The following is a 26,120-nucleotide window of genomic DNA, read 5'->3' on the forward strand; positions in this document are numbered from 1 at the left end:
GCTGCGGGTGCGTAGATGTGTGTTCGGCCGCTGGGGAGCGGTTGTTGGTGTGGTGACCACGGGGGTGGTCATCGCGTCGGGGGCGCCGGTGGTGGCTGCCGCGCCGGATGTTCCGACGCAGGCTGTTGCGCTGGTGGACAGTGTGAAGCCGGTGTTGACTGCGAAGGTGTCGAGCCCGTCGGGCGGGCAGGTCACGGCGAAGTTCTTCGCGGGGACGTATGCCGCGAACGGGGCGTGGGATCTGGTCAACGGCGGTACGGTGACGGTCGCTTCGGGCTCGGTGGCCCGGCTGACGCTGCCGGTGTCGATGCCGATCGGTACGGAGTTCGACTGGCAGGTGCAGGCCTGCCAAAGCGGCACCTGCTCGGCGTTGACGACGCTTCAGGACACGCATGTCTCGCCGATGCTGGGCGCGGGTGCACGGCCGGGTGCGACGCGGCTGTCGTTCTCCGCCGGCGACCATGTCTCGGCGCAGGTCGACGTGGGCTCGGGGAATGTACTGGTGTCCACCAGCGATCTGACGCTGCCCGGGATCAACGGCGATGTCGGTCTCGGCGCGTCGTACAACAGCGAGTCGGTGGGATCCGGGTTCACCTCGACGTCGGCTCCGGCGGGGTACGGGTGGCTGCTCACCCCGTACGACGTCTCGCTGACGGTGCATGAGGAAGGATCGGTGACCTACCGCGGCCGGGCCGGTGTGACGGGCCTGTTCGTGTCCACCGGCACCGGCTTCACCGCGCCGGGCGGGTTCAAGGCGGACTTGGTCAAGAACAGCGACGGCACCTACACGCTGACCGACCACTCCAGCCAGACCAAGCAGACGTTCGACTCCTCCGGCAAACTCACGAAGATCACCGACCGCAACGGCAACGCCACCACGCTCGGCTACTCCGGCGCACTGCCTGGCTCGATTGTGGCGACGCGGGGCACCACCACGCAGCGGACCGGTGTGTACGCCAATGCGTCGGGTCATGTGACGACGCTGAAGCAGACCGCCTCGGACGGCTCGGTCCGCACCGTCACCTACACCGTCAACAGCAGCGGCGACCTGGCCTCGGTCAAGGACACCCTTAACCGCACCACGTCCTTCGGCTACACCGCGCACAAGCTGACGTCGATCACCAACCCCGGCGGCGGCATCACGGAGTTCGCGTACGGCGGCCGCGGAGTGGCCTCGGTCTCCCAGCACAACACCGCCGCCGGCTCCCCCGGCGACTCCGTCACCCGGCTGTCGTACCCGTCTGCCACGCAGACCCTGCTGGCCGCGCCGAACACCGACCAGACGCAGTCGGTCTCCACGGTGCCGCACACCACCTACGACCTCAGCGCAGACAACACCGCGCACGTCACCAAGGCCACCGACGCCGACGGCAACGTCCGCTCCAAGACCTACACCGCGAACTTCGACACCTCCACCAGCACCATCGGTGCCGGGACCGGCGCGTCCACCACGTCGAACGAGTACAACGCCAACGGCGGTGAGTCGCTGACCAAGACGACTTCCCCCACCGGCTCGTCGCAGTCAGCTCTGTACGACAACACCGCCGCAGCGACGAAGTACCTGCCCTCGGCGTCCACCGACGCGCAGTCCAACAGCAGCACCTACCACTACTCCGGTACCGGGCAGCGCGACCAGACCACCGACGCCAACGCCGCTGCTGCCAAGGTCACTTACAACAGCGACGGCACCGTCGCCACCTCCACCGACCCGGGCAACAGCGACAGCACCACCTACGGCTATGACTCCGCCACCCACCAGGCCACCTCTGTCACTCCGGTGGCTGGCGGCTCCCTGGGCGGGCAGACCTTCAGCTACGACAAGTACGGACGCCTGGCCACGGCCAAGGACGGCCGGAACATCACCACCACCTACGGCTACGACGACGCCGACCGCATCACCTCGGTGACCTATTCGGACAGCACTCACACCGTCGGGTACACCTACGACGGCTTCGGCCGGGTCGGGACCCGCACCGACGCCACCGGCACCGGCACGTACACCTATGACGACCTCGGGCACCTGGCCACCCGCACCGCGACCTCCGGCGGCGGCACCCTCACCTACGGCTACGACAAGTCCGGCAACCTCGTCACCCTCACCGACGCCCGCGGCACCGCCACCTACACCTACGACGACGCGAACCTCCTCACCCAGCTCGTCACCGCAGCGCCGGCCTCCACCAAGATCCGCTTCGCCTACGACGACCACGGCCGCCGCACCGACACCTGGTACGGCACCGACACCAACCACACCCTCTACAAAGCCCACGTCCACCAGGACTACGACGCCTCCGGCCGCCCCTCCCGAGTCTGGGCCGACCAGGGCCCCGCCACCTCACCCACCCGCCAGTTCGACCGGGTTCCCGGCATGCTGAAGCTGATAGGGCGACGTACCGAGTGTGGGAGCCAGGCGTCCGCTTGCACCCGGGTCTGCCGCTCTTCCGATGTCACTCGGTCAGAGCGGTGGCACTCGCGCTTGGCATGTCGTCGGCGGGAGCTCCGTTCACTTCCAGAGCTGCCCGTCCCTCTTCTTGGAGCGCGAAATTCGTGAGGCCCAGAAGCCGACGCCCATGACCACGGCCCCACCGATAATGAGAGCAAGAATATTGAGGAGCGCCCCGACCATAAATGGGATAAGACCGACGGGAAGAAGCCATCGCAGCAACGGCCCGTCCGGGAACCTACGAGCATCCCAAACAAATCCAGCCAAAAGAGCCACCATGACGAGTATGCCCACCGGCGCAATGCCTCCAGTGGACGAATACTTGGCGATCAAATCATGACCCATGGATTTTCTGTCCAATCCTGTACAACCGCGCGAGACCGTGGCGCCCGGCGGAAACCCACCGCCGGGCGCCACGCCACTTCACATGCCATGGCTACCAGCCCAGCGTCCCCCACACCGCTGCCGCCGCCTGCTGGTACAGGCGAGCCTGGCCTGCTCTGGTGCCGACTGAGTACAGCAGCGGCAGGTTCTTGACAAACGTACCTCCCTCCCTGACCACGTTCACCCGCCACGCAACAGTGTCGAAGGCCACACCGCTACCGAGTGCCGCCCAGTCGGCGTTGGTCTTCTTGCTCTGCCCGAAGGCGATTCCGCGATTGGCCACCGAAAGCGTGAATGCCGCGGTCCCGACTGCGGCGCAGGCACCTGCCGTGCCCACAGTGCAGACTCCGAAGGCGCCGATAGCGGCGACCTTCACTATGTTGGACCGATTGTCGTAGGCCCACTGACCAGCCGTCTTCACGCCTGAAGAAGCCGCGTCCCAGCCGCTGTTGATTCCGGACTTGATCTTGCCGAAGATGCTGTTCTTCTTCCGCCGCTTCTCCTCGGCGAGCTTCTTCGCGCGTGCCGCGGCCTGGGCCTTGATCCGGGCGGCTGCGGCGGCCTGCTGCTGGGCGCGGGCGTAGGCGTAGCCGTCGTCGATCATGTAGTGGGTGGGGTTGGCCTGGTAGGCGGCGTATTTCTGGCGGGAGGTCGTGTCCTTCTTCGGGGACTGCTGCCAGACCCATTTGCCGTTCTTGTAGGTGTAGCCGGCGTTCATGCCGCGGTCGTTGGCCCACTGGTTGTCGGTGGTGGTGCCGCCGTCGGTGGGGCCGAGGGGGCGGGTGCCGTCGGGGTCGGAGAGGGTGACCGGGTTGTTGTGAGCGTAGGAGTAGGCGTTCATCTGGGCCGGGTCGCCGGTGTCGATGACGGGGTCGACGGAGATGAAGCGACCGAGAACGGGGTCGTATTCGCGGGCGCCGAGGTGGGTCAGGCCGGTCGGGTCGGTGGTGCCGCCGACGAAGCCCTGGGTGCCGGGGAAGGTCCCTGAGGTCGCCCGGATCTGGCCGAAGGGGAGTTCCTTGCGGCGGGTGACCGCGAAGGTGGTCGAGTCGACCGCGGTGGTCGCGGTGTCCTGCTGGTCGGTGAAGAGGTAGGAGATGGTGGCGCCGCTGCGGACGGCGACGGTGTCGCCGTTGTGCGTGTAGTAGCGGGTGCCGGTCTTGGTGGTGCCGTCGGCTCCGAGCTTGAGTTCGCTGCCGTCGGGCAGGGTCAGGGTGCCAGTGCCGTCGACGTCCTTGGCGATGAGCCGGTTGCCGTCGGCGTCGTAAAGGTAGCTGGTGGTCTTGCCGGCCTGGGTGAGGGTGGCCAGGTGGCCCTCCGCGTCCCAGGTCAGGTCCTGGACCTGGCCGCCGGTGGTGCGCTTGGTGGTGTTGCCCGCCTTGTCGTAGCCGAAGGTGCTGGTCGCACCGTTGTCGGCACCGCCCGCGACCGACGTCTGCTGCACCGCGTGCGGCAGCCCGGTGTTCGGTTCGGGCTGGGTGTAGGTGGTGACGGCATCGGTCCCCGCGGAGGCCCCGGTGCCGTGGTCGGTCTGCTCGCTGCGGTTTCCGGCCAGGTCGTAACGGAAGGTCTGCCAGTACGCGTCCGGGCCACCGACGGTGCTCGTGGCGGGCGCCTTGGAGCAGTCGGTCGCCGCCGTCCACGCCTCGGTGAGCTGTCCGAGCGCGTTGTCGGTGAAGCACTGCGTGTCGGTGGACTTGGCCGCGTCCTGGCCGCTGGCGGTGCTGATCGAGGTGATGTTGCCGGCCGGGTCGTAGACGTAGGAGGTGTCGTCGATCCGCTGCGGTGCCAGGTCACGGTCGGTGGTCTGCTGGATGAGGCGGCCGGTGGACTCGTCGTACTGCTGCGACTGGTACACCTTCTTGCCTACCGTGCCCCCGAATTCGGTGCGCACCGGCCTGGAGAAGGCGTCGTACGTCGTGTTCGCGACCAGGACCACGCCGGCCCGGCTGGTGCGGATCGGCATGTCGTCGCTGTTGTAGTTGGTCGTGATCCGCTCGGACGGGACATTGCCCACGGCAGGTGTCAACGTCCAGTCCTGGAGACCGGTCTGGTCGTTGTAGCCGTAGGTCCAGGAGTAGGTGCCCGCCAGTCCGCCGGCCGCGGCCGGAATGGTCACCGAGGTGGAGGTCGGCTGGTAGCGGTCGTTGTAGCCGCCGATCCCGGTGGTGTACTCGGCGCCGCCGACGAAACGGCTGCTGCTGGTCAACTGCCCCTTGGCAAGCGTGTCGTACGTCCAGGAAGCGAGCGTGGTGCCGCCCTGCTTCAGCGCGGTCTTCCTGCCGAGCTTGTCGTACTCCGTCGTCAGCGTGACGCCGCGGGCGTCGGTGCTGGTGACGGGACGGCCGTCGTTGTCGTAGCCGGTGGTGGACACTCCCTTGTCGGGGTCGTCCGCCTTCGTCTGCTGGCCGCGGTTGTCGAAGGTGTAGGACCACACGTTGCCGGCGGGGTCGGTGACCTTCACCGGCTCGTCGTACTTGCCGTAGGCGTACGTGGTGGTCTGCGATGCCGTCCGAGCCGTGTCGGTGTACTGCATGAGGGCTGTCTTGCGGCCGAGCGCGTCGGTGACGGTGGTGGTGGCCGTGCCGCCCTTCGGCGGGATCACCGTGGTGCGGTCGCCGTCGTAGGCCGTGGTCGTACGCCACTGCTCGTCACCGTACTTGACGGTGATCGCGTCGGTGATCCGCCCGCTGCCGTCGTAGACGTTCGAGGTGGCGTCGGGCACCTTGGTGTCGTCGCCGCTGACCAACGTGGCAGAGGGGGAGCCGGAGGCGTAGTAGGTGCCGTACGTCTTGCGGGTGAAGCCGCGAGTGTCGTAGAGCGTTTCGCTCACCAGCCGGTCCTGCGTGCCGGTGGCCGGCGTCTGTGTCTCGCGGGGGCGCAGCAGACCGTCGTAGAAGCTGTAGATGGTGCTGTAGGTGCCGTCCCTCTTGATCGCCTTGGTTGTGATTACATTCGCGGCGGTACGGGAGATGGAGTAGGCGTACTGGACCGATGGCTGAGTGGCGTGGGCGGCCTTGGCCCAGCCGGGCTTCCAGACACTCGTCAGTCGGCCGAGTCCGTCGTAGACGGCGTCGGTGCGCTTGCCGTTGGCGTCGGTCGAGCCGGTCACGACACCGCGTGTCGGGTCGTACTCGCTGGTGACGGTCTGGCCGAGCGCGTTGGTCTCGGTCGAGGACGTCGGCGCCGCGATGGTGGCAGGGGTGTAGGCGGTGGTCGTGCTGTGGCCGAGCGCGTCGGTCTCGGTCAGCTCACGGCCGTGCTGGTCGTAGGTGTGGGTGGCGGTGGTCAGATAACCGGTGCCGGCCGCGTCCTGCTCGTCGACGCGGGTGATGTCGCCCTTGGTGGGCGCGGCGGTCAGGCTGGTGGCGCCGTCGTAATAGTGGCGCTCCACGGAGACCAGGTCCGCGGGCAACGACGGAGTCGTGCCACAGGGTTTGGCGACGGTCCGGACCTCGGCGATCAGCGTCAGAAGATTCGCCGCGGCGTTGGGCGCGTACGTCGTCGCCGCGCATTCCTCGTCACCGGACTTGGCGGTGTCGCCGAGCCGGGATTCGGTGAGGACCTTTCCGTCCGCGTCATAGGTGCGCTCGGTCCTGGTCGTGCGCCAGCCGGTGCCGACCGCGGTCGCGGTGGATTCCGAGCCGTTGCCGGTGGCGTACGACGACAGCGCGGACAGGCCGGTGCGGCTCATCTTGGCGGTCGCCGGGCCGTGCCAGGGCTCGTAGCTGGTGGCGGTTAGCAGTTTGCCGCCGTCACCGTTGTACGTCATCTCCTCGCGGGTCATGCCGGCGTAGGAGCTGTGGTCGGTGTAGGCGGCGCCGTCGTGGGTCGTGACCTGGGCGCCGTCGACGCCCCGGAAGTAGCGGTATTCCTTGAGCGTCTTCGGGTCCGAGCCGGCGCCAGTGCGGACCTGGACCAGGCCGTAGCCTTTCCGTTCGCCGTAGGTGAGGTACTTGGCCTTGGTGAACTCGTCCTCGTCCTTGCCCCAGGCCATGCCGCCCACATAGCTGTAATCGGTCTCCTTAGCGGGTGCGCCGCCGGTGTTGTCCTGCTCAATCACCTGCGTGACGGCATAGGTGTGAAACCAGTCCAGGTACGGCTCGTACTCGGCGCCGGGGGCCTGGGGCGGGGACCAGATAACCGGGTAGCAGCGGCGCGTGTTGGACGACGGGGACGGTACGTCGCCCGCCTTGCAGTCCCTGGCCGTGTAGGTGATACCCAGACTCGAGCCGGTCTCGCTGTCGATGCCGTAGACCCGGTAGCGGATCATCGGTGGTACCGGGTCGGGTGAGCCTCCGGTCGTGGCGCCCTCGACCCGGTTGTGGAGTTGCTGGCCGAGGAAGGTCACCCGGGGCAGCGCGGCATCGCCGGTACCGGTGTGGCCTGTGCGGGCGATCGAGGCCAGCCACAGAGCGGGCGAGGTGCCGTCGCCGGTGGCCGGGAACTGCTGGGTCAGGTCCCAGGTGTCCACAGGTTTGAAGGCGGTGCCGACCAGCACCGAGGTGTCGATCTTCGTCAACCGCTTGCGGGTCCAGAACGACGGCGAGTAGTTCCCGGTGCAGGTCGCGCCGGTCGCGCAGTACTGGTCGAAGGGCACGTCGGGCCAGTTCGCCGCGTGGGCCTTGTCGAACGTACCGCAGTCGGTCAGGCAGCGCTCAGCGACGGTGAAGTCGACCTTCGCCGCGGGCGTCGCGTAGAAGTTGCTGGAGCGCAGGCCGTACTCGATGCGCTTGAGGTAGCCGCCGCGGGTGTAGGGGGTGGACGTGGCGGCGCCGGTGTCCGGATTGACGTTGCGGCCGTAGGAGTTGGACTCCTTGGCCCAGTAGTACGTCATCGCGTCGCCGTGCGGGTCGACCACCGCGTCCAGATTCCATCGCCACGCCTGTTGGCACCAGGAGTCCGCGAAGGCGGTGGCGTGGCAGGGCTCGTCGGCCTGGTTGCCGTACACCGGCACGGTCCAGGTGGAGTTGGTCTCGTCCTTGCCGGTGGTCCAGCCCGCCGGGCGGTTGAGGCCGAAGTAGTAGACGGTCCCGTCCGGTGTGGTCACCTTCCAGTACTCACCGTCGTTGTCACCGTTGTTGTTCGTGGAGCTGGTGAGCTTTTCGGCCTTGGTGCCGTCGTCGCTCTCCAGGTGCCACTCGCCAGTGGTGTCGTCCTTGACCAGTGTGTTGCTGTGGCCGTTCAGGTTCAAAACGGCGTTGTCCTTCTTCCAGCACTGGTCACCGACCTGGGCGGTGGTGTTGCTGCCCGACGTGTCGTCAGTGCAGGACACGTACTGCCGCTCGATGTAGCCGGGGTCCATCGACCAGCCGTCGCCGATCCAGTTCGCCTGGTTATTGGTGGCCGCGGTCCGGCCGTCGACCGACTGGGAGGCGTAACCGAGCGAAAGGTCCGGCTGCACACCGCCGGCCGCCTCGGGGGTGTCGATGCCATACGTCCAGGCGAAGCCGCCGTTGCTGCCGCCCGCCGACCAGGAGGCGGACGGGGCCAGCGACGTCGCCTTGAAGTCACCGGCGGCACCGGCCGCCGAAGCCGTCACGGCCAGCAGCACGGTGCCGTCGCTCGCGCTCAGGCCGGTCACGGAACGCGCGGCTGGCTGCGCCTTGCCGACGGGTGCGGTCTGCGTACCGGCGGTGGAGGCCGTCGCGGCCGTCAGGTCCACGGCCGCCGTCAGCGTTCCGGCCTTGGTGTCGTTGTCCGTCGTCAGAGCCTCGCCGGCGGTGCACGCAGGGGCCGTCGGGGAGGTCAGCGCGCAGGAGGGCAGCTTGCGCAGCTGCAGCCGGGACGCCCAGTCACCGCCGTAGGCACTGCGGAAGCCGGAGTAGTCGACCTGGACGTCGACTGCGCCCTTGGCGCCCTGAGCGGGCTTGACCGCGATCACGACGCCGTCGATGCCGAGCTGCTTAGCGGTGTCCTGGCCGAGCACCTGCACCTGTGCCTGCTGTGGGCCGGGGTCGGTGGCTCCCTCGGCCGTGTGTGTTCGGGCCGCGCTCTGCCGGAGGCGTACCGGGAGCGAACCGGCCGCCTTACGGGCCGTGCCCGCAGCGGGTATCGCCGCCGTCGCGGTCCCGGCCGCGGGCCAGGTCACCTTCGGCGCACCCTTCCAGGCGTGCTGCGCGGCCTCGTCCGTACGCGCCTTCGGCTTCGCCCCGACCGGTGTGGCCGGAACCGGGTGCGGCTTGGACAACTTGAGCAGGCTCAGTTCGGCCGCGGCCGCCACAGGACCGGCCAGCAATCCGAGCAGCAGATACACGACGAGCGAAAGACTCACGGCATAGGCCGCTCTTTGCCGACGTGTCCTGGCCCGTGCGGGACTCCGCTGAAAATGGGTCCGCAAAACGGACACTTTACCCCCCCCCAAGGGCTCACGCAGTGTTGACGATTCGGCTGACATTAGCACCCGAAAAGAGCCGTCAAAGAATCAGGCCGACCGCGAATTCTTCGCTTCGATTCCCATAGCACAAGAATTTGAATATTTGACAGGCTTCACCGCTTACCAGCGCTAATGGACGCCTATGCCCAACTTGCTCCGCCATCGTGAGCTGCACAGATGACCAGAAGGACTCCACGGGAGGTCCGGACTGGCTTGATCCATGTGCATACTCAATGCACGCGCAGACCCGCCTCCGAACGCGGGTGACCGCGCGGTTTTCTCCGATGCCACACGACGATCCGTGCTTCACGTGGCAACTGAAAGGATCCTGGTTTGAAGTATCGAAGGGGAGCGATGCGCACAGGAAGGTGGCGAATTCCACTCGCCGCTCTCGTGGTGGCCGCCGTGCTGTCTCCGGCGGCAACTGCCCTACCCGCTCAGGCAATTGACAGCACGTCATCCACGGCCACCGGGGGGACCGGGACGACCGATGAGGTGTCCGAGGCCGTCGCCCGTGCCGCCGAGACCGGGCAGCGGGCCGAGGTGCTCTCGGAACGCACCGAGACGGCACAGCTGTTCGCCAATCCGGACGGGACGTTCACGCGCGACCAGTACGCGACCGAGCAGCGTGTCCGTCAGGGCAACAAGCTGGTCGACATCGACACGACGCTGCACCGCGGTACGGACGGCCAGATCGCGCCCGCGGCGACCGCAGTCGGTCTGGAGTTCTCCGGCGGCGGCACCGCTCCGCTGGCCACCATCACCCGGGACGGCCGCAGCATGTCGCTGTCCTGGCCCACGGCCCTGCCCGCGCCAACGGTCGACGGCGACAGCGCCACGTACCCGGAGGTGCTGCCGGGCGTGGACCTGAAGGTGCGTGCCTGGACATCGGGCTTCGGCGAGCTGCTCGTGGTCAAGTCGGCGGAAGCGGCGGCCGATCCGGCGCTGAAGACGCTCAGACTCAAGCTGGCCTCCGACGGCGTCGACGTCAGCACCGACGCCACCGGCAATCTGCGGGCGGTCAACCCTGCAGGGCAGGAGGTCTTCACCGCGCCCGTCCCGCGCATGTGGGACAGCTCCACCGCACCGGCGGCCGCATCCTCGGCCGGCCAGCGGTCCCGGCTCGCCGCGTCTGCGCAGGACACGCCCGGACCCGCCGTCCCCACCGACGAGTTCGAGCCCGGCCACGGCTCGCAGCAGGCGGCCGTCCCGATCGACGTCACGTCCTCCACGGTGACGTTGACGCCCGACCAGTCCCTGCTGACCGGCGACGACGTCACGTACCCCGTCTACATCGACCCCACGATCGGCGGCTCCAAAGAGGCGTGGACGATCGCGTACAAGAAGTACCCGACGGGCACGTTCTACAACGGTGCCGGCTGGGGCGGCAGCGGTTCCTCCACCGGCGACGCCCGGGTCGGCTACGAGAACGAGACCAACGGCCTGGCCCGCTCGTTCTTCCGGATGGACTCCAACAATCTCTGGAACACCAACAAGGCGGTCACCAAGTCCACCTTCCGGATCAAGAACTCGTGGTCATGGTCGTGCAACGACGCGAAGGCGGAGACGTGGCTGACGGGATCGATCTCCTCGTCGACCAGCTGGAACAACCAGCCGTCGTGGGCCACCAAGCTGTCCACCAGCACGGACTCCCACGGCTACAACTCCTCCTGCCCCGCTGGCAATCTCGCCTACGACGTCACCGCCGCGGCCAAGGAAGCCGCCACCAAGCACTGGCCGAACATCACGCTCGGCATGCGGAGCACGAGTGAGACCGACGTGTACGCGTGGAAGAAGTTCACGGCGAGCACCGCGGTGCTCTCCACCGACTACAACACCTACCCCGGCAAGCCGTCCGGCCTCTACACCAACCCGTCCTCCGGCAACGACTGCGGGGCCAACAGCACGTACACGACCATCGGCAACACCGATGTGACGCTCGGCGGCACCTTCTCCGACCCTGACGGAGGCACCATCAAGGCGCACTTCAACCTGTGGCCCACCGGTCACGGCGGCGCCACCAACGAGGTCAACACGACGGTCAGCGTGACCTCGGGCAAGAGCGCCAGGCTCCTCATCCCCAAGGCCACCCTGACCAAGCTGCTCAAGGACGACGGCATCACCGGGGCGGGCAACTTCAGCTGGCGCGCCAGCGCCGAGGACAGTTCGCTGAGCGGACCGTGGAGCACCAACTGCCACTTCACGTTCGACGCCGCCCGGCCCAGCAACCCGCCCAGTGCGGACTCCCAGCAATTTCCCGAAGCCGTGGACGGCTGGCCTGCCACCACCGGCCGGTCCCGCACCGAAGGCACCTTTACCCTCAGCAGCGGTGGGATCGCGGACGTCGCCAGTTACGAGTACTGGACCGACTGGGACCCGACGGTCCGCAACGCCGCGCCCAAGACCGCGGGCGGCTCGGTCGACATCAAGCTGACACCGCCCGCCGCCGGCGCCCACACGCTGGCCGTGCGCAGCCTGGACAAGGGCGGCAACAGGTCGGACACCTTCTCCTACCGCTTCTACGCCAACGGCCCGGCCACCCCGGACAAGGCAGGCGACCTCAACGGCGACGGCACCTCCGACATGTACGGCGTCACCACCGACGGCGATCTGCGCTTCTACGCGGGCCAGGGCAGCGGCTTCCTCGCCCCGTACACCGCCGGCGGCGCCACCGACTTCAACGGCGCCTCCATCACCCACCGCGGTGACTGGACCGCCGACGGCTACGAGGACCTCGTCGCTCTCCTTCCCGGCACCGACGGAAAGTCGCTGGAGGTCTTCCCCAACAACGGATTCGGCTACGCCTGCACCGCCAGGGACGAACAGGCCGACGGACAGTCCCAGTCCTGCCTCTACGACGAACAGCAGCTCAGCGTCTACGACCCGACCAACGACCACTTCTCCGACGCCGACCAGATCCTCGCGATCGGCGACGTCGACGGCGGGCTGGACACCGACGGCGACGGCACCATCGACGTGCCTCCGCACCCCGACCTGCTCGTGAAGGAAGGCGACCTGCTCTGGCTCTACTTCGGGTCCGACTCCTTCTACCTCGACGAGACCACTCCGCCCGTCCTGGTCGGCAACGGCAGCTGGTCCGGCTTCGACCTGACCGCGCCCGGCGACCGTGCCGGCGACGGCCACGTCGACCTCGTCGCCCGCAGCAAGGCCAACGGTGACCTGCGGTTCTACAACGGCACCGGAACGAACGGCGACGGGCTCGGTTCGGCTCCGACCGTGATCGGCACCAACTGGACGCCGGCCAACCGCCCGCTGCTCACCGCGGCCCCGGACGCCGACGGGGACGGCAAGCCCGACGTCTGGTCCTCCGGAGGAGACGGCAAGCTCTACTTCTACTCCGGCATCCAGGGCTCCGGCACCGCGGTCGGCACCGCCGGCTGGAACGGCTTCCAGCAAATCGCCTGACCCGAAGTCCGCACTCCTTTCGCGGCGGGCCGCACCGCGGCCCGCCCCTCCACCTCAAGGAATCGCACGTGAAGCACGTCTCTCACCGACGCGTAGCGGCTGCGGCCGCCGTGGCTCTGGCTGCGGGCACCGCCGTGAGCCTTCCGCCCGTCGCCGCGGCGGACGCACCGCCTTCCGGACCTGCGATCGCCGTCGGTGACGCGCACATCGCCATGTACGGAGAGCCGGGCGATCTGGACGTCACCGTGACCGCACCTCCGGCCGCGGATGCCTACATACGCCTGGACCTGCAGGACTCCGGGCTCGATCAGCTCCGCGTCACCGACGACACGGGCAACGCCGTACCCGTGGTGCGGCGGCCCGGCCTCGCGGCGACCGTCACGATCGGCGACACCGACAGCGATCACAACGGCATTCCCGGCGCACCGCTCCAAGCGGGTACGGTGCATCTCCACGTGTCGGCCGGATACCCGATCGCGGAGGCGATCCCGGTGACCGGCTCCATCATCGCCGGCTCCGACGGCAAGGTCGTCGCACACAGCACGATCGCCACCAACGGCGGCATCTTCATCGCCCAACCCCACCTCTCGGCCTCCTGGACGTCCGCGAGCGGCACGCAGGTGCCGTGGGGAGCCGCCGTCCCGATCGCGACCGGCGACACCCGGGCGACGACGGCAACCGTACGGACACGACGGGTTGGTACGGCTCCGGCCGCCTCCTCGACGCGATGGACACTGCCTGCCGACGCGATCACCGCCGCCAAATACACCGCCCGGCAACTCGCGGCCGGACTGCACGTCGCCTACGCCACCGACGGCACAGCCTTCCGCACCGCCTCCTGGAGCATCACCGACGACGGATCCCTCACGCTGCAACTGCCGGCCCGTCAGTGGGACGCCACGGCGGACGGCGAGCTTCTGGAGCGCCTGGAAGTCACCAGCGACTGGGGGCTGCCCGCCGGTACGCTCGACGGCCGTCTTGAGACCGTCGGCGCCGACGGCCGCCCCTACGACAGTGCGGCCACCCGCCTGACGCTGACGGCCGACACCGTCCCCGCCGGCCACCGCGCCGCCTTCTACGGCCGTGACAGCGTCGGGACCCTGTGGCAGTACCAGGCCACTCCCGACCCGGCCGCTCCCGGCAAGCTCGGGCCCAGGACGCGGGTCGGCCCCGGCTGGAACACGTACACCACGATCGCCCCGCTTGGCTCGCTGACCGCGGCCGGTACCGGAGACCTGGTGGGACGCGACCACGACGGCGTGCTCTGGTACTACCGGGGCACCGGCAAGTCCGGCGGCCCGTTCTCGGCACGGACGCGCGTCGGCCCCGGCTGGAACACCTACACCACCATCGTCGGCGCGGGAGACGTCAACGGCGACGGACACCCCGACCTCATCGCCCGCGACCACAACGGAACCCTCTGGTACTACCGCAGCACGGGCGATGCCAAGGCGCCCTTCGCACGGCGGACCCTGGTCGGACCCGGCTGGAACACCTACACCACCATCGTCGGCGCAGGTGACGTCAACGGCGACGGACACCCCGACCTCATCGCCCGCGACCACAACGGAACCCTCTGGTACTACGGCGGCACCGGCAGGACCACGGACCCGTACACGCGCCGCACGCAGGTCGGTCCCGGCTGGAACACCTACAGCCGCATCGTCGGCGTCGGCGACATGACCGGCGACGGACACCCCGATCTGCTGGCCGCCGACTCCGCAGGGAAACTCTGGTACTACCGCGGCACCGGCGACCCCAAGGCGCCCTACGCGCGCCGCGTCCAGGTCGGCACCGGCTGGAACATGTACTCCGTCCTGCTCTGACCGCGTCGTCCAACCGGACCTCGTACCCGCGGGTTCCTCTTGGCGTCCTGACAAGGACGCCAAGAGGAACCCGCCGACCGGATCCTTGCTTGGGCTCCCGCCCCGCAAGAAGGCCCTCGTCAGTCAGCATGGCACGCGCCACGTTCATTCATCGCGCCTCACGCCGATGGCCTCATGCCGAGACCGTCGGCAGCGCTGCGCAGTCCCTCAGCTACGTACTGGAGATCTTCACTGCCCATAGCGCTCACCATTGCCGTCGCCACACCCGACCAGGCAGATGAGCAACGGGCGGATGTGCTCGCGGATCGTCATCATGATTGCGGCCGTGTGCGCGGGCGCTAGTACATCCGCGTATCCACGATTCACCGTTGAATCTCATGCATAGCGGCTGCGATGAGCTGGCTGGCCTCTTGCTGGTAGCCCTGGAGCGGTTTGGCGTAGACGCGGTAGAGAACGGTGAAGCTGTGCCCAGCACGCCGGGCGGCTTCGGCGGGTGGGATCCCGGCGGTGATCCACGAAGAGATGCCCGCGTGGCGTAGGCAGTAGTGGACCTCGGCAAAAAGGCTTTCTACATCCTGTGCGTGCAGTGTGTCCTGTCAGGCGTCTTGCCAGATGCCGCAGTATTCGGTGGAGCGGACGCGTCCGCCGCGTACTGCGCGGAAGAGTCTGCCGTCGGGTGCGGTGCCGCAGCGCTCTTGACGTCCGGCAGGCGTCAAGGAGGCCGGCGTCGGCGCTGACGCCGGCCCTGGGGAAGGGCCGGGCCGCCGCGGCCACCCGGTGCGGAGGCCAGCCGCAGGAACTCCAGGGGCCGCCGGCCGCGGGGCGGACCTGGCCGGCGGCGTCGGCGGCGGCGGGGTCCTGCCGGCTGTGCGGCCCCCGCTCGTCACCCGCCGACTGGCAGCTGCCGCCCGGGCGGTGTGCTACTCGTGTGCGAGCGTCATCGCTTCGGGGCCCTTGCCGGCGGTGTTGGCGCAGCGGAAGTGTCCTTCGCTCTGCTGTTCGCCGGCGGCCAGGGCCAGGCAGCGGCCCAGGGCGAGCTGGCCGTAGAAGTCCGGGTGCAGGCTCTCCTGGCGCTCGCCCTGTGCGAGCCCGGTGACCAGGAAGCGGACCCACTCACTGGCGGCGGGGGCGGGCGGTTCGCCCGCGGTCGCCCGGCGGGCCTGGTCGGCACAGACCTCCCTGCCCTGGAAGGCCGCTGACAGGTCGAGGAATTCGGTGTGCCGCGCGGTGGCCACCTGTGCGAGTTCCGCGGTCATCTCGGGCACCAGGGTGTCGTGCGCCCAGTCGAGGTCGGTGTCGGAGAACGGGCAGCCGCCCGTGGTGAAGCGCTTGTAGCCCCTGGCCGGGTACCGGTTCCGGGCGGCGTCGGGCAGCGGGGAGGGGTAGGACTGCAGGACGAGCCGGTAGGAGCCGTCCTGCTGTCCCGCCTGGCGCATCACCGCACGGATGCTGTCCACGGCTCTGCCGGCCTCCTCGCGCATCCGGGCGAAGCGGCCTTCCACCGCCTTCTGCTGGGCGGCGGCGCAGGTGTGGCTGCTGCCCGGCTTCAGGAACTCCTTGGCGCACGCGAGGATGACGTCCGAGAAGCCGATGTCGTTGCCGCCGACGGACAACGCGATCAGCCTCACCCGGTGCCCGGCGGCCACCGCGCGCAACTGGTCCGCCTGCGGCTCCTCGCCCTTGAACCGCTCTCCGCCGTCCGCCTTCGCGTACACGGCCCTGGCCAGGGCGCCGGAGCAGGCGAGGTTGACGCGTTCGGGGGCGCCGTCGGTGAACGGCGCATTGTCGATCTCCGCCGAGTCGGAACGGTTGCAGTGGTCGGCGTAGCTTGCCCCGTACACCAGCGCGGGCAGGTAGGCCCCGTTCCGGTAGGCCCGGTCGGTGCCGTTCCGGCTGCCGGTCACCGCGGTGCTGTTGCCCTGCCAGCGCCCCGCCTCACCCGAGATGAAGCTGTCACCCATCGAGACCACGAGACCCCGGTCCCCGGCCGTCCCCGGCGCTGTCCCGGCGTGCGCCGGTGCGAGGCCAGCCGCGGCCGTCATCGCGCAGACGGCCGCGGCCAGGCCCACCGTTGTGACTGTTCGTGTGCGTCGTGTCATACCCCGACAGGTACGTCCCGCCCCGCCCGCCCCGGAGACAACACGCCGCGCCCGTGCGGGCCCGGCAGCCGATGGCCCACACGGGCCGGCTGCTGGAAGCCGAGCCCGACGGAACCGATGCCTGTGGACTGCGCCTCAGGGTCCGCCGCGCGGCGGACCGCGGGCCCCTGAAGCAGATCCCCCGGAGGGACCCGGAGGCGATGCGCCGGAGCCGCCGCCCCGCGGCACCCCGCGGGCCCGCGCGCGGCCCGCACGTCACCGGCCCGCGCGTCGTCGGGCGGCCCAGGCCCGGGGAGAGGAGGCGCCGGGCGATCCGGCGGATCCACCCGCCGCCCGCGCGCCCGCCCGTCCGTGCGGGCGGCGGGGGCGGACCTCGGTCACGACGCCGCCCGAAGGCGCGGCCTTCTTCGCCGCGCGCTGCCGGACGCGCCGCCGCCCCCGTCCCGGCACACCTCGCACCCCTGGCGCACGGCGACATCCTTGCCGGGGGCGCCCACGACACCGGGGCAGCCGCATACCGGACACAGCCCGGAGCAGGACAGCAGCCCACCGCGAGCCGCGTACCGGACACGGCCCGAACAAGCAGGGCACGGCAGGCCGTCCGCGCCCGCACCCCGCGCGGCGGTAACGGCGGCGCGGCAGCAGAACTCGATGAAGGTCGGCAAGGGAGCGGCGCAGACCGCTGGGGTCGCGGCCCATCAGGCCGGCTGCACGGGTGACCGGCCTGCCGCCTCCGGGCGGCCAGAGCGACCACGCGCAGCACGAGGCTGACCCCGCACCCCGCATCACACCCGCCTGCCCCGCCCCCACGAACACGGGGGGCGGCGACCGGCAGCACGAAACAGCCCCGTACCCGCATCACACCCGCCTGCCCCGCCCCCGGTAACACCGGGGGCGGGGCAGGCACGACAGTCAGGAAGAGACGGGGTGGCCTCCGTCGCCCTCGATGACGGTGCGTCCCGCTTCCCCCGCACCGGGCTCTTCAACGATGGTCACGTCCACCGCGCCGTCACCGGTCGTGTCGAACTGGTAGAGGTCGGGCTTGCCGTCACCGGTGGTGTCGGTCATCCATACGTCGGGTTTTCCGTCACCGTTGGTGTCGACGCTGAGGAGGAGGTGGTCTTCGGCGGGTGTTCCAGTCGTCTCATCGGCCATAGCGGCCGCGTGCCCCCGCGCCTGACCCCCAAACCGCTGGCGAACCCTCGGGAAACCACCGGGAAGGACGCGCTGCAGGACTCCGTCCGCCTGCACGGCGGCGGCGTCAACCCGGGGGACGACAAGATCCGCTCCGGCACCATCGAAACGGTTTACCCCACCACGCTGCCCGCCGCGCCCCGCGGGGAGATCGCCAGCGTGGCCGACGCCGCCGGGCAGGACGTCCACACCCTCAGGACCCGCGACGAGGCCCTCGGGCCGGTCTGACACCGGCACCCACGCCCAGCACGCCCTGGCACCCCAAGCCCGCCGGCCAACAACTCCGCGCACAGCCCCAGACGATCCGCCGACAAAGGGCACCCGCCCCGTACTGCGGAACCCGACAAGGAACGCACAACGGCCACACAGCGGACAGCGGCCGGGCGCGCATACCAGCCCCGGCCCGCCAGTTCGGACTGTCGTACCTGCAGGCGCCGTCGTTCCTGCTGAAGGGCCACGCGGGCACCGGACAGCACCGCCGCCTTGGCCCCAAGTCGTTCGACGGACAGTGCCCCATGCACACCCAGTTCGGCACGCAACGCATCCCGGAGCAGATACACCGCACCGGACGAGGACCCCGCGAACCACCCCTTCCCCCGCACAAACCGCGCCTCCGCACGGCGGAAAGGCCCCCCTCCCGAGAATCAGCCGCAGGCGCCGGACGAGGCCACAGCCGGCACCCACGCACCGGCTGACCTCATAGCCCATCTCAAGAACCGCCGCACCGAGGACCATCCGGGCCCGGACGTACCGGTCGTAACACACCTGCCGCGCGGCACCGACGGCGTCCGCGACCACGGACTCCTCACCCCTGACAGCAACCACCACGTCCCTGCCCCCAGCGCGACACGCCCGGACAGCCGCACTGAGCCCGGCATAAAGTTCTCGGTTGCTCTGAACGGCCTGGCCCTCCCCCAACGCGCCCAAGGACACACAAGGACACCCAAGGACACCAGACCGCACGCTACCGCCGAGAGGCTTCCAGTCCCCACCACCCCGGCCCGACACCGAGCCGGGCCCGAGCTCGGGCCCGGGAAGCCCAAATCCGGCGCCAGGGAAGCCCAGCTCCGCGACCGGCCAGACGAGCCCGTGCCTGGAGGCGCCGAGCGGGCCGGGCCAGGCTGGTAGCCCCCGCTGTCCTGTGACACCGAAGCTCGGGCGCGTGCCAACACAGTCGGACCGGGAGTCCTTCGCGTCAGCGGGGTTCGAACCGCCGCAGGTCAACTCCCGGCATTGGGGACCGCATTGTGTCTGGCCACGAGGGGGCGCCCTGTGTGTGTTCGATCGCGGTGGACTTCTTCGCGGAGTCCGGTTAGGTCGGTCAGCGGCGCACCTGATAGCGCAGGTGAAGGACGCGGTTGCCCTGGATCACCACGTCAGGGTCTTCCAACAGGTGCTGCGCGGGGGCCGAACCGAAGTAGCGCTTGCCGGAGCCGAACACGACGGGTACGACGTCCATGCGGACCTCGTCGACCAGGCCGGCGGCGAGCACCTGGCCACCGACGTCGCCGGCGGCGACCTCGACCAGGCGGTCACCCGCGAGCTCCTGTGCCTTGGCCACGGCTGCCTCGACGCCGCCGACGAAGTGGAAGGGCGCCTTGGGGTCCCAGCCCTCGGGCGTCGGCCGGTGGGTCACGACGACCACGTGGTCGATCCCGCTCGGCGGCTTCCCGTCCCAGCCGTCCGTCAGGTCGAAGACGTGGCGGCCGACGACGGTGACTCCGATCTGGTCCCAGTACGGCCGGATGTAGTCGTAGGACGCCTGCGACACCGTCAGCACGCCGCTCTCGTCCAGCGGGACGTCACCGCTGGACAGCCAGTCGAACAGCGGTCCGGGCTGGTCTTTGTCGTCGGCGACGAAGCCGTCCACCGACACCGAGCTGTACATGACCACCTTGCCCACGGGGCTCTCCTCTGCTGTTGGGGTGCCGCAAAATTAGCGTGTCGTGAACTGTCGCTTCCGGGCTCGCCGTGGCTTGATCCCGGTCAATCCACAGCCAGGAAGCCCGACCTGCGGCGGCCCACACTCGCCGTACGCTTGTTGTTCAACCTTCGCGTGGCTCTCGGCGGGGATGGCAGGGGGTCGCACACGAGGCGTCGAATCGGGGTGCGCTAGCTCCGTGGGCAGTTGCATACTCACTGCATGGCCTCGTCCTCCGGTCGGTTCCGAGATCCGCGCAGCACCAAGTACGACTTCCTTAGCTCGATCATGGTGCGATGCCCTGCCTGCGCGAAAGCCGCCCTTGTCATTCCAGCGGCCGACAGCTCTGGCTGCGGAGGTCGGACCCTGTTCAGGCCGAGGCGTCTGGTCTGCCGTAGCTGCGGCTTGTCACGGCTGTGGAGCGGCCGTGCTGTCGCCCTCTCCCGGGGCACCGCCGCGCCAGCGACGGATCCATACTTCGGCGTGCCGTTGTGGCTCCAAATTGAGACTCGACACGGGTGGTTGTGGGCCTACGACCTGGAACACCTCGACTTGCTGCGGCGCTTCGTCCAAGCGTCGCTGCGCGAACGAGCGCCCTGGTACGACACCGGGAAGAAGATGACGTTGGTCGCCCGTCTGCCACTGTGGATCAAGCGCGCGAAGAATCGGGACGAGATCCTGCGCGGCATCGCTCGAATCCGCGCATCACTGGTCTGTGCCTGACGGTCTCCTGCCAGCGCCAGGAGCGTTTCCACCTTTTCCGGAAAGCGGCGCGGCCTTGGTGTGATCATGTGCGTTGTCGATCATGCCAAGGCCGCGAGGTGAGGCTGCTGCACGACGCTGTCCGCGTCGAGTGCCTGGCTGGGTTGTCCCGGTTCCGGCCGGACTTCCAGGACTGCCTGACCGCCCGTGCCGACGCGCTGTTCGAGCTGGCCGACGCGGTGCTGTGCACCGACGGGCCGGTGCGGTCGCTGATCGATCTCGCCCTGGCGCCGGAGCATCGCCGGGATCATGCTTCCCTCTACGCCGGACTGAACCGCGGCGGGCTCGATGTCGCCCGGCTGCGGGCTCTGGCCGGGGTGCCGTTGCCGCGAGCGGCCGGCGGGCGGCTGGTCCTGGCCGTCGACGTTTGACCGTGGCTGCGGCCGGACGCCGGCACCGTGCCGGACCGCTCGTTCTGCCACACCTACGGCCGCGGCGGCGCGAAGCATCAGATGATGCCCGGTTGGCCGTACTCGGTCATCGTCGCACTGGAGACCGGCCGCACCTCCTGGTCCGCCCCCCTGGACGCGGTCCGTCCCACCCCCCGGCGTCGACCTTGCCGCCACTACCACCGCCCAGGTCCGTGAGGTCATCGAGCGTCTCATCGCCGCAGGTCAGTGGGGTGAAGGGGATCCGGACATCCTGATCGTTACGGACGCCGGCTAGACGCGCCGCGTATCGCCTACCTGCTGTCCGGCCTGCCGGTCGAGATCCTGGGCCGACCCCGTTCGGACCGGGTGATGCGTCGGCCGGCATCCTCGTGGGAGGAGTTCCACTGGGCACACCCGAAGGGCGATCGGCTGCCCAAGCACGGCGGGGAGTTCATCTTCGGCGACCCCGCCACCTGGGGCCAGAAGTAGGCCCTCACCGACACCCGGCTCCACGGCACGGCAGCCGCCCAGGCGTGGGACCGGCTGCACCCCAGGCTGACCCAGTGGGCCGCATGGCTCACCGCGCCACGACGTGGGACGAGTCCTCACCGGCAGCGAGGCATACCAACGACCGGCCCCTCACAAGGTCGGCACCAAACCCCGGCGAACTGGTTAAAAAACAAGGTAGGAGCCCGTTGCTGAGCCGATCATGACATAGCGCGGTGCGTCAGCCTTCGGTGGCCTCGGTTGGCATCCCGCCGGAGCGATCAAGATGGTGAAGGAGCAGGGCGAGTGACTGCTGCGGGTCCTGTCCGGCGGTGTCGATGACGAGGTGTTCGCGGTTCCACGGCTCGTAGTCGCGGTTGAGGACCTGCTGCCAGTCGGGCAGGGGCAGGTCGGGGATGTCGATCGATCGTGTGGTCACGCGCTCGCGGTGCTCGGCAGGGTCCGAGCAGACGACTTCCACTTCGACGACGGGGACGGCCGCCCGGGTCCCCGCGCTCTGCCAGCTGTCGCGGGTGACCGCCATGGGGTTCACGGATTCCGCGATCACGGTCAGTCCTTGCCGGAGATGCTCCTCGGCCAGGGCGTATCCGATGACGTAGCCCGCCGGTCCGACGGGGTGCTGTGCCAGCCCCGAGCGGACGATGGCCTGTTCGATGGTGTCGATACGCAGGTGGACCGCGCCGATGCGCGCCGCAGCCAGCCGGGCCAGGGTGGTCTTGCCGGTGCCGGGGAGTCCGCCGATCACAATGAGCATGCCCCCATCCTGCCGGAGCCGGAAAGCCACGAAGCAGGCGGTGCCGTGGGAGCGCTGGTGCCGGTCCGGGACGCTGGCCCGACCCGTCGCTGCCGAGCCTCTCCTCCTCGCGGGCGACCTGCCGGGCGACGAGGTCACGGTCGGCGTACGGGGTGACGGCGGCGAGTGCCAGGCCCCGGAGTCCGGCCCCTGGCACTCGGTGAGATCCGGGCGGGCGACGCTGCCGCGCCCACCGGGGAAACGGGCCCCTGTTACTTGGGCCGGACCGTGTGTACTCCCCCGGCCATCCGGGTGCACCTACCGTTGTTGCCCAGGCCCTCCCGGACCCAGATGTCGCGGACGCTGGAGGCATAGCTGAAGGACTTGTCCAGGGTGTGGCCGGCCCCCGCGACGTACACCCGCTCATCCCGGTCCCACCGTCGGCGTACGTGGCGCGGAACTGCGCGCAGGCCCCCTTGCCCTCGCCCTCGGTGTCCGCGACGGTGACGCCGATCTGGACCCTGCCGCTGCCCCGCGGCGCATCCCTCCCCGTGCGTGCAGGCCCCCGCAATATCCCCGGCCGTGCCGCCGGTGCCCCAACTCCCGCAGCCCCCGGCGGAAGCGCTCTGTGCGGGACCCACGATGAACGCCCCGCACACCAGAGCGAGCGCCGATCGCCGCCGACGCGGCCTTGAACATCAGTGCTGTCATGCCCCTTTTCTCCTTCAGGAGAATGCTGCCCCGGGGCCGTGGCGGCGCAGGGCGGACCGCACCGCCCGGCTTTCTGACACACTCACCGGCCGCCCCACCCCCTGACCCGCACAGATACCGCCCCACATCACGAAGCCACGGGACGCCGCACACAGCACCACCCACCGCGAATCAAATACGACAACCACCACCACAACAACAACACACCCCACAGCAGCCTCAGCACGCCGGGACCGGCTGGGTGAGATTCACCGGATTGCCGTCAGGATCCGAGATGTGGGCCACACGTTGTCCCCACGGCATGTCGGTGGGGCCGCCGCGGACCGAGCCGCCCAGCGCCTCCACCCGCCCGAGCGTCTCATCGACGTCGGCGACACCGATGCTGAGCAGGATCCGCGGCGCCGCAGGCGTACCCGGGTCCGCCTTGGCCACCAGCCCGAGGTCGGTGTCGCCGATGCGCAAGCCGAGGTAGAAGGCCGGGCCTTCCGCCGGCTCCCGGAAGATCTCCTCAGCGCCGAACAACTGCGTATAGAAGCCGAGCAGAACGTCCTGGTTCGCTGTCACGATCACGGGCTGGATGGTGGACATGGCACTCCTGTCGAGAACGGTCGTGTCGCTGGGTAGACCGTTCGACGACGGCGAACTCATCGGACCCAGCACGCGGGCACCCGGACCGGCACCGGGCGCCCGCCCACCGGACTCCCCTACCGGCCCGCGCTGCCGCCGGGCAGGACCGGGCGGCCCCCCAGCCAGACACGGGACGGGGACAGGGACGCGTCCAGCTCGACCAAGTCCGCCCGCAGGCCCGGGCGCAGGGCACCGCGGTCGGACAGGCCCAGCAGCCGGGCCGGGGTGGTGGACGACATGCGGACGGCGTCCGCGAGCGGCAGACCCACCGTAGTGACCGAGCGACCGAACGCGCGGGACACGAAGAGCGTCGAACCCGCGAGAGTGTCCGTGCCGCACAGCCGGGCCGCGCCTCCCGACACCGTCACCTCACGGTCCGCGAAACGGTACGTGCCGTCGCCCATGCCCGCCGCCGGCATCGCGTCGCTGACCAGGAGCAGGCGGTCGGCGCCTGCCGTGCGGTGGGCCAGGCGCACCGTGTCGTCGGCCAGGTGGTGGCCGTCGACGATCAGCTCGCAGGACAGCCGGGGGTCCAGGAGCGCCGCCGCGACGGGGCCCGGTTGCCGGTGGTCCAGCGGGGGCATCGCGTTGAACAAATGGGTCACCGAGCGGGTGCCCGCACCGGCCGCCCGCGCGAAGACTGCCGCGGACGCTTCGGTGTGGCCGAGGCTGATCACGAGACGATCGGCGTACTCCCTGATCAGCTCTAGCGCACCGGGCAGTTCCGGAGCCACCGTCATCGACACCGCATGGCCCCCGGCCGCCGTCAGCAGCCGCTCGACCACCGCACGGTCCGGCGCCCGCAGCGCGTCCGGGCTCTGCGCGCCGCGGCGGCCCGGCGACAGGAACGGGCCCTCGAAATGGATGCCCACCACGTTGGGCGCGGATCCGTCGTCGATGACCGAGGCGACCGCGCGCGCCGCCGCCTCCATCGCGGGCAGGGCGAGGCTGGCCACCGACGCGAGCATCGACGTGGTGCCGCGGGCGAGGTGCCCGGCCGCGGCGATCCGCACGTCGTCGGCGTTGCCGGTGTAGACCGAACGGCCCGCCCCGCCGTGACAGTGCGGATCGACGAACCCCGGCACGACCAGCCGCCCCCGCAGATCCACCACCGGCTCCGGCACCGGGGGCGGACCGCCCTCGCCCATGGCATGGATCAGACCGCCGCGGACCAGCAGCCACCCCGGTGTCACAGCGCCGTCGGCCCGCACGAAGCGCCCGCCGGTCAGCACCTGCCCGCCGCCGGTCACCCGGCCGCCAGCAGCACGTCCACCGCTGCCCGCGCACACACCCCGGAGGCGCCGAACGTCCGCACCCAGCCGCGGAATCCGCCGAAGTCGTCGCCCGGCACGCCCATGTCGACCACGACGCACTCCGGCCACCGGGCCAGGACCTCGTCCAGGACCGGCCGCTGCCAGGGGAAGCGGTGCGGGCTGCGGACCAGCAGCACGACGTCGGCGTCCGGCCCGAACTCGTCCAGGTACAGGCCGATCTCGGCCCTGATCACTCCCTCCGCGTTGTACGTGTCACCGGCCACCGCCACCGACTCCACCTCAAGACCCGCCGCCCGCAACGGCTCCGCGATCCCCCACGACGCACCGCCCTGAGCGGGCGAATGCGTCGGGTCCAGCCGGACCACCATCACCTTCCGGCCGCGCAGCGCCGGGTCGCCGTGGACCTCGACCACCTCGCGCGCCAGCCGCGCGCCCACCGCGTCGTCGTGCACGGCGCCGGTCGCCCTGGGGCGCGTGCCGAGCTTGGCGATACGGGCGTTGGCCTCGCGCAGCCGCTCCTCCGGGAGCCTGCCGTCCTCGACCGCCGCGACCAGGGCCGCGGCTGCCGCGTCCACGTCGTCGCCGAACGCCCACGCGCCCAGGCACAGCGCGTCCGCGCCCGCCGCGATCGCCCGGACCGACGCCTCCGGCAGCCCCGCCACATCGCTGATGCCGCGCATCTCCAGCGCGTCGGTGATCACGACCCCGTCGTACCCGAGCTCACCGCGCAGCAGACCCGTCAGAACCGCCGGGCTGATCGTGGCGGGCACCGTGTCGAGCTGCGTCAGCAGCACGTGGGAGACCATGATGCTGTCGACGCCCGCCGCGATCGCCGCTCGGAACGGGTCCAGATAGTGGTCGACCAGCTCCTGGCGGGAGAGGTCGACGGTGGGCGTGCCCAGGTGGGCGTCGGTGGAGCTCAGCCCGTGGCCGGGGAAGTGCTTGGCGCACGCGCTCACCCCCGCCGCCTGGAGACCCTCCACCCACGCGGCGGCGTGCCGGGCCACCAGGGTCCGGTCCGCGCCGAAACAGCGGATGCCGTTCGGGCTCAGGGGATTGACCGCGGTGTCGACGGCGGGCGCCAGGTCCCAGTCGATGCCGGCCGCCACCAGCGACAGCCCGATCTGGTACGCCGCCTCACGCGTCGACTCCGGATCGTCCAGCCGCCCCAGCGCGTGATTGCCGGGCACCGACGTACCCCCGTACGACTCCAGCCGGTTGACGTCACCGCCCTCCTCGTCGACGGACAGCAGCACATGCTCACGCAGGCCGTGCAGGTCGGACGTCAACTGCCGGATCTGCTCGGCGGAGGCGATGTCCTTGCCGAACAGGACGAAGCCGCCGAGTCCCTCCTCGACACGGGCGCGGGCCCACCGGGGCACGGTCTTGCGCCCCAGCGCGGGGAACAGCACGCCATGGGCAAGGCGTGACAGCTCGGTCATGGAATCCTCACTCCTTCGATCGGT

At 69.9% G+C, this 26,120-nt stretch carries 13 protein-coding genes and 1 pseudogene; 6 read left to right on the forward strand and 8 right to left on the reverse strand.

Features of this window, described 5'->3' with window-relative positions; all coding sequences use genetic code 11:
• The first annotated feature begins 151 nt into the window (after positions 1-151).
• Entirely contained in the window at positions 152-2,551 is a 2,400-nt protein-coding gene (locus ACZ4EF_RS20705) for an RHS repeat domain-containing protein (RefSeq protein ID WP_467505894.1), read from the forward strand.
• Positions 2,552-2,879: 328 nt separating this feature from the next.
• On the opposite strand, the gene ACZ4EF_RS20710 is transcribed toward ACZ4EF_RS20705, so the two are convergent.
• On the reverse strand, positions 2,880-9,101 hold the full coding sequence (locus ACZ4EF_RS20710; protein ID WP_467505896.1) for an RHS repeat-associated core domain-containing protein: 6,222 nt from the start codon (positions 9,099-9,101) through the stop codon (positions 2,880-2,882).
• Positions 9,102-9,698: 597 nt separating this feature from the next.
• On the opposite strand from ACZ4EF_RS20710, the gene ACZ4EF_RS20715 reads away from it, so the two are divergent.
• Together ACZ4EF_RS20715 and ACZ4EF_RS20720 are read left to right on the forward strand one after the other, a co-directional pair.
• The gene (locus ACZ4EF_RS20715; RefSeq protein WP_467505898.1) at positions 9,699-12,629 is read left to right on the forward strand and encodes a VCBS repeat-containing protein; all 2,931 of its coding nucleotides are present in this window, start codon (positions 9,699-9,701) and stop codon (positions 12,627-12,629) included.
• A gap of 134 nt (positions 12,630-12,763) precedes the next feature.
• A complete protein-coding gene (locus ACZ4EF_RS20720) occupies positions 12,764-14,455 on the forward strand; it encodes an FG-GAP repeat domain-containing protein (RefSeq protein WP_467505900.1) in 1,692 nt (563 codons plus the stop codon).
• Between the two features lie 920 nt (positions 14,456-15,375).
• Here ACZ4EF_RS20720 and ACZ4EF_RS20725 read toward each other — a convergent pair.
• Positions 15,376-16,416 (reverse strand): SGNH/GDSL hydrolase family protein, encoded by a 1,041-nt coding sequence (locus ACZ4EF_RS20725; RefSeq protein WP_467505902.1) that lies wholly within the window; start codon positions 16,414-16,416, stop codon positions 15,376-15,378.
• Between the two features lie 1,050 nt (positions 16,417-17,466).
• Positions 17,467-17,709 carry a hypothetical protein gene (locus tag ACZ4EF_RS20730; protein ID WP_355343450.1) on the reverse strand — a complete coding sequence of 81 codons (243 nt, stop codon included), beginning with the start codon at positions 17,707-17,709 and terminating at the stop codon, positions 17,467-17,469.
• A 9-nt stretch (positions 17,710-17,718) separates the two neighbouring features.
• On the opposite strand from ACZ4EF_RS20730, the gene ACZ4EF_RS20735 reads away from it, so the two are divergent.
• The gene (locus ACZ4EF_RS20735) at positions 17,719-17,976 is read left to right on the forward strand and encodes a hypothetical protein (protein WP_467505904.1); all 258 of its coding nucleotides are present in this window, start codon (positions 17,719-17,721) and stop codon (positions 17,974-17,976) included.
• 1,093 nt (positions 17,977-19,069) lie between these two features.
• On the opposite strand, the gene ACZ4EF_RS20740 is transcribed toward ACZ4EF_RS20735, so the two are convergent.
• Positions 19,070-19,651 carry a dihydrofolate reductase family protein gene (locus tag ACZ4EF_RS20740; protein ID WP_467350683.1) on the reverse strand — a complete coding sequence of 194 codons (582 nt, stop codon included), beginning with the start codon at positions 19,649-19,651 and terminating at the stop codon, positions 19,070-19,072.
• A gap of 240 nt (positions 19,652-19,891) precedes the next feature.
• On the opposite strand from ACZ4EF_RS20740, the gene ACZ4EF_RS20745 reads away from it, so the two are divergent.
• The gene (locus tag ACZ4EF_RS20745; RefSeq protein WP_467505906.1) at positions 19,892-20,392 is read left to right on the forward strand and encodes a hypothetical protein; all 501 of its coding nucleotides are present in this window, start codon (positions 19,892-19,894) and stop codon (positions 20,390-20,392) included.
• A gap of 98 nt (positions 20,393-20,490) precedes the next feature.
• Positions 20,491-21,381: pseudogene (locus tag ACZ4EF_RS20750) on the forward strand (transposase); the annotation flags it as partial.
• A 148-nt stretch (positions 21,382-21,529) separates the two neighbouring features.
• Here the strand turns inward: ACZ4EF_RS20750 and ACZ4EF_RS20755 are convergent.
• From ACZ4EF_RS20755 to ACZ4EF_RS20770, 4 genes are all read right to left on the reverse strand, one after another.
• Positions 21,530-22,063: a P-loop nucleotide/nucleoside kinase family protein gene (locus tag ACZ4EF_RS20755; protein WP_467505908.1), complete on the reverse strand. Its 534-nt coding sequence runs from the start codon at positions 22,061-22,063 to the stop codon at positions 21,530-21,532.
• Positions 22,064-22,972: 909 nt separating this feature from the next.
• Entirely contained in the window at positions 22,973-23,341 is a 369-nt protein-coding gene (locus tag ACZ4EF_RS20760) for a VOC family protein (RefSeq protein ID WP_467505910.1), read from the reverse strand.
• Between the two features lie 116 nt (positions 23,342-23,457).
• On the reverse strand, positions 23,458-24,630 hold the full coding sequence (nagA, locus tag ACZ4EF_RS20765; protein WP_467505912.1) for an N-acetylglucosamine-6-phosphate deacetylase: 1,173 nt from the start codon (positions 24,628-24,630) through the stop codon (positions 23,458-23,460).
• Positions 24,627-26,096 (reverse strand): glycoside hydrolase family 3 protein, encoded by a 1,470-nt coding sequence (locus ACZ4EF_RS20770; protein ID WP_401314174.1) that lies wholly within the window; start codon positions 26,094-26,096, stop codon positions 24,627-24,629. The genes nagA and ACZ4EF_RS20770 overlap by 4 nt, the downstream gene beginning before the upstream one ends.
• Between the last annotated feature and the right edge of the window lie 24 nt (positions 26,097-26,120).

Source organism: Streptomyces sp. NPDC025721 (assembly GCF_055558595.1).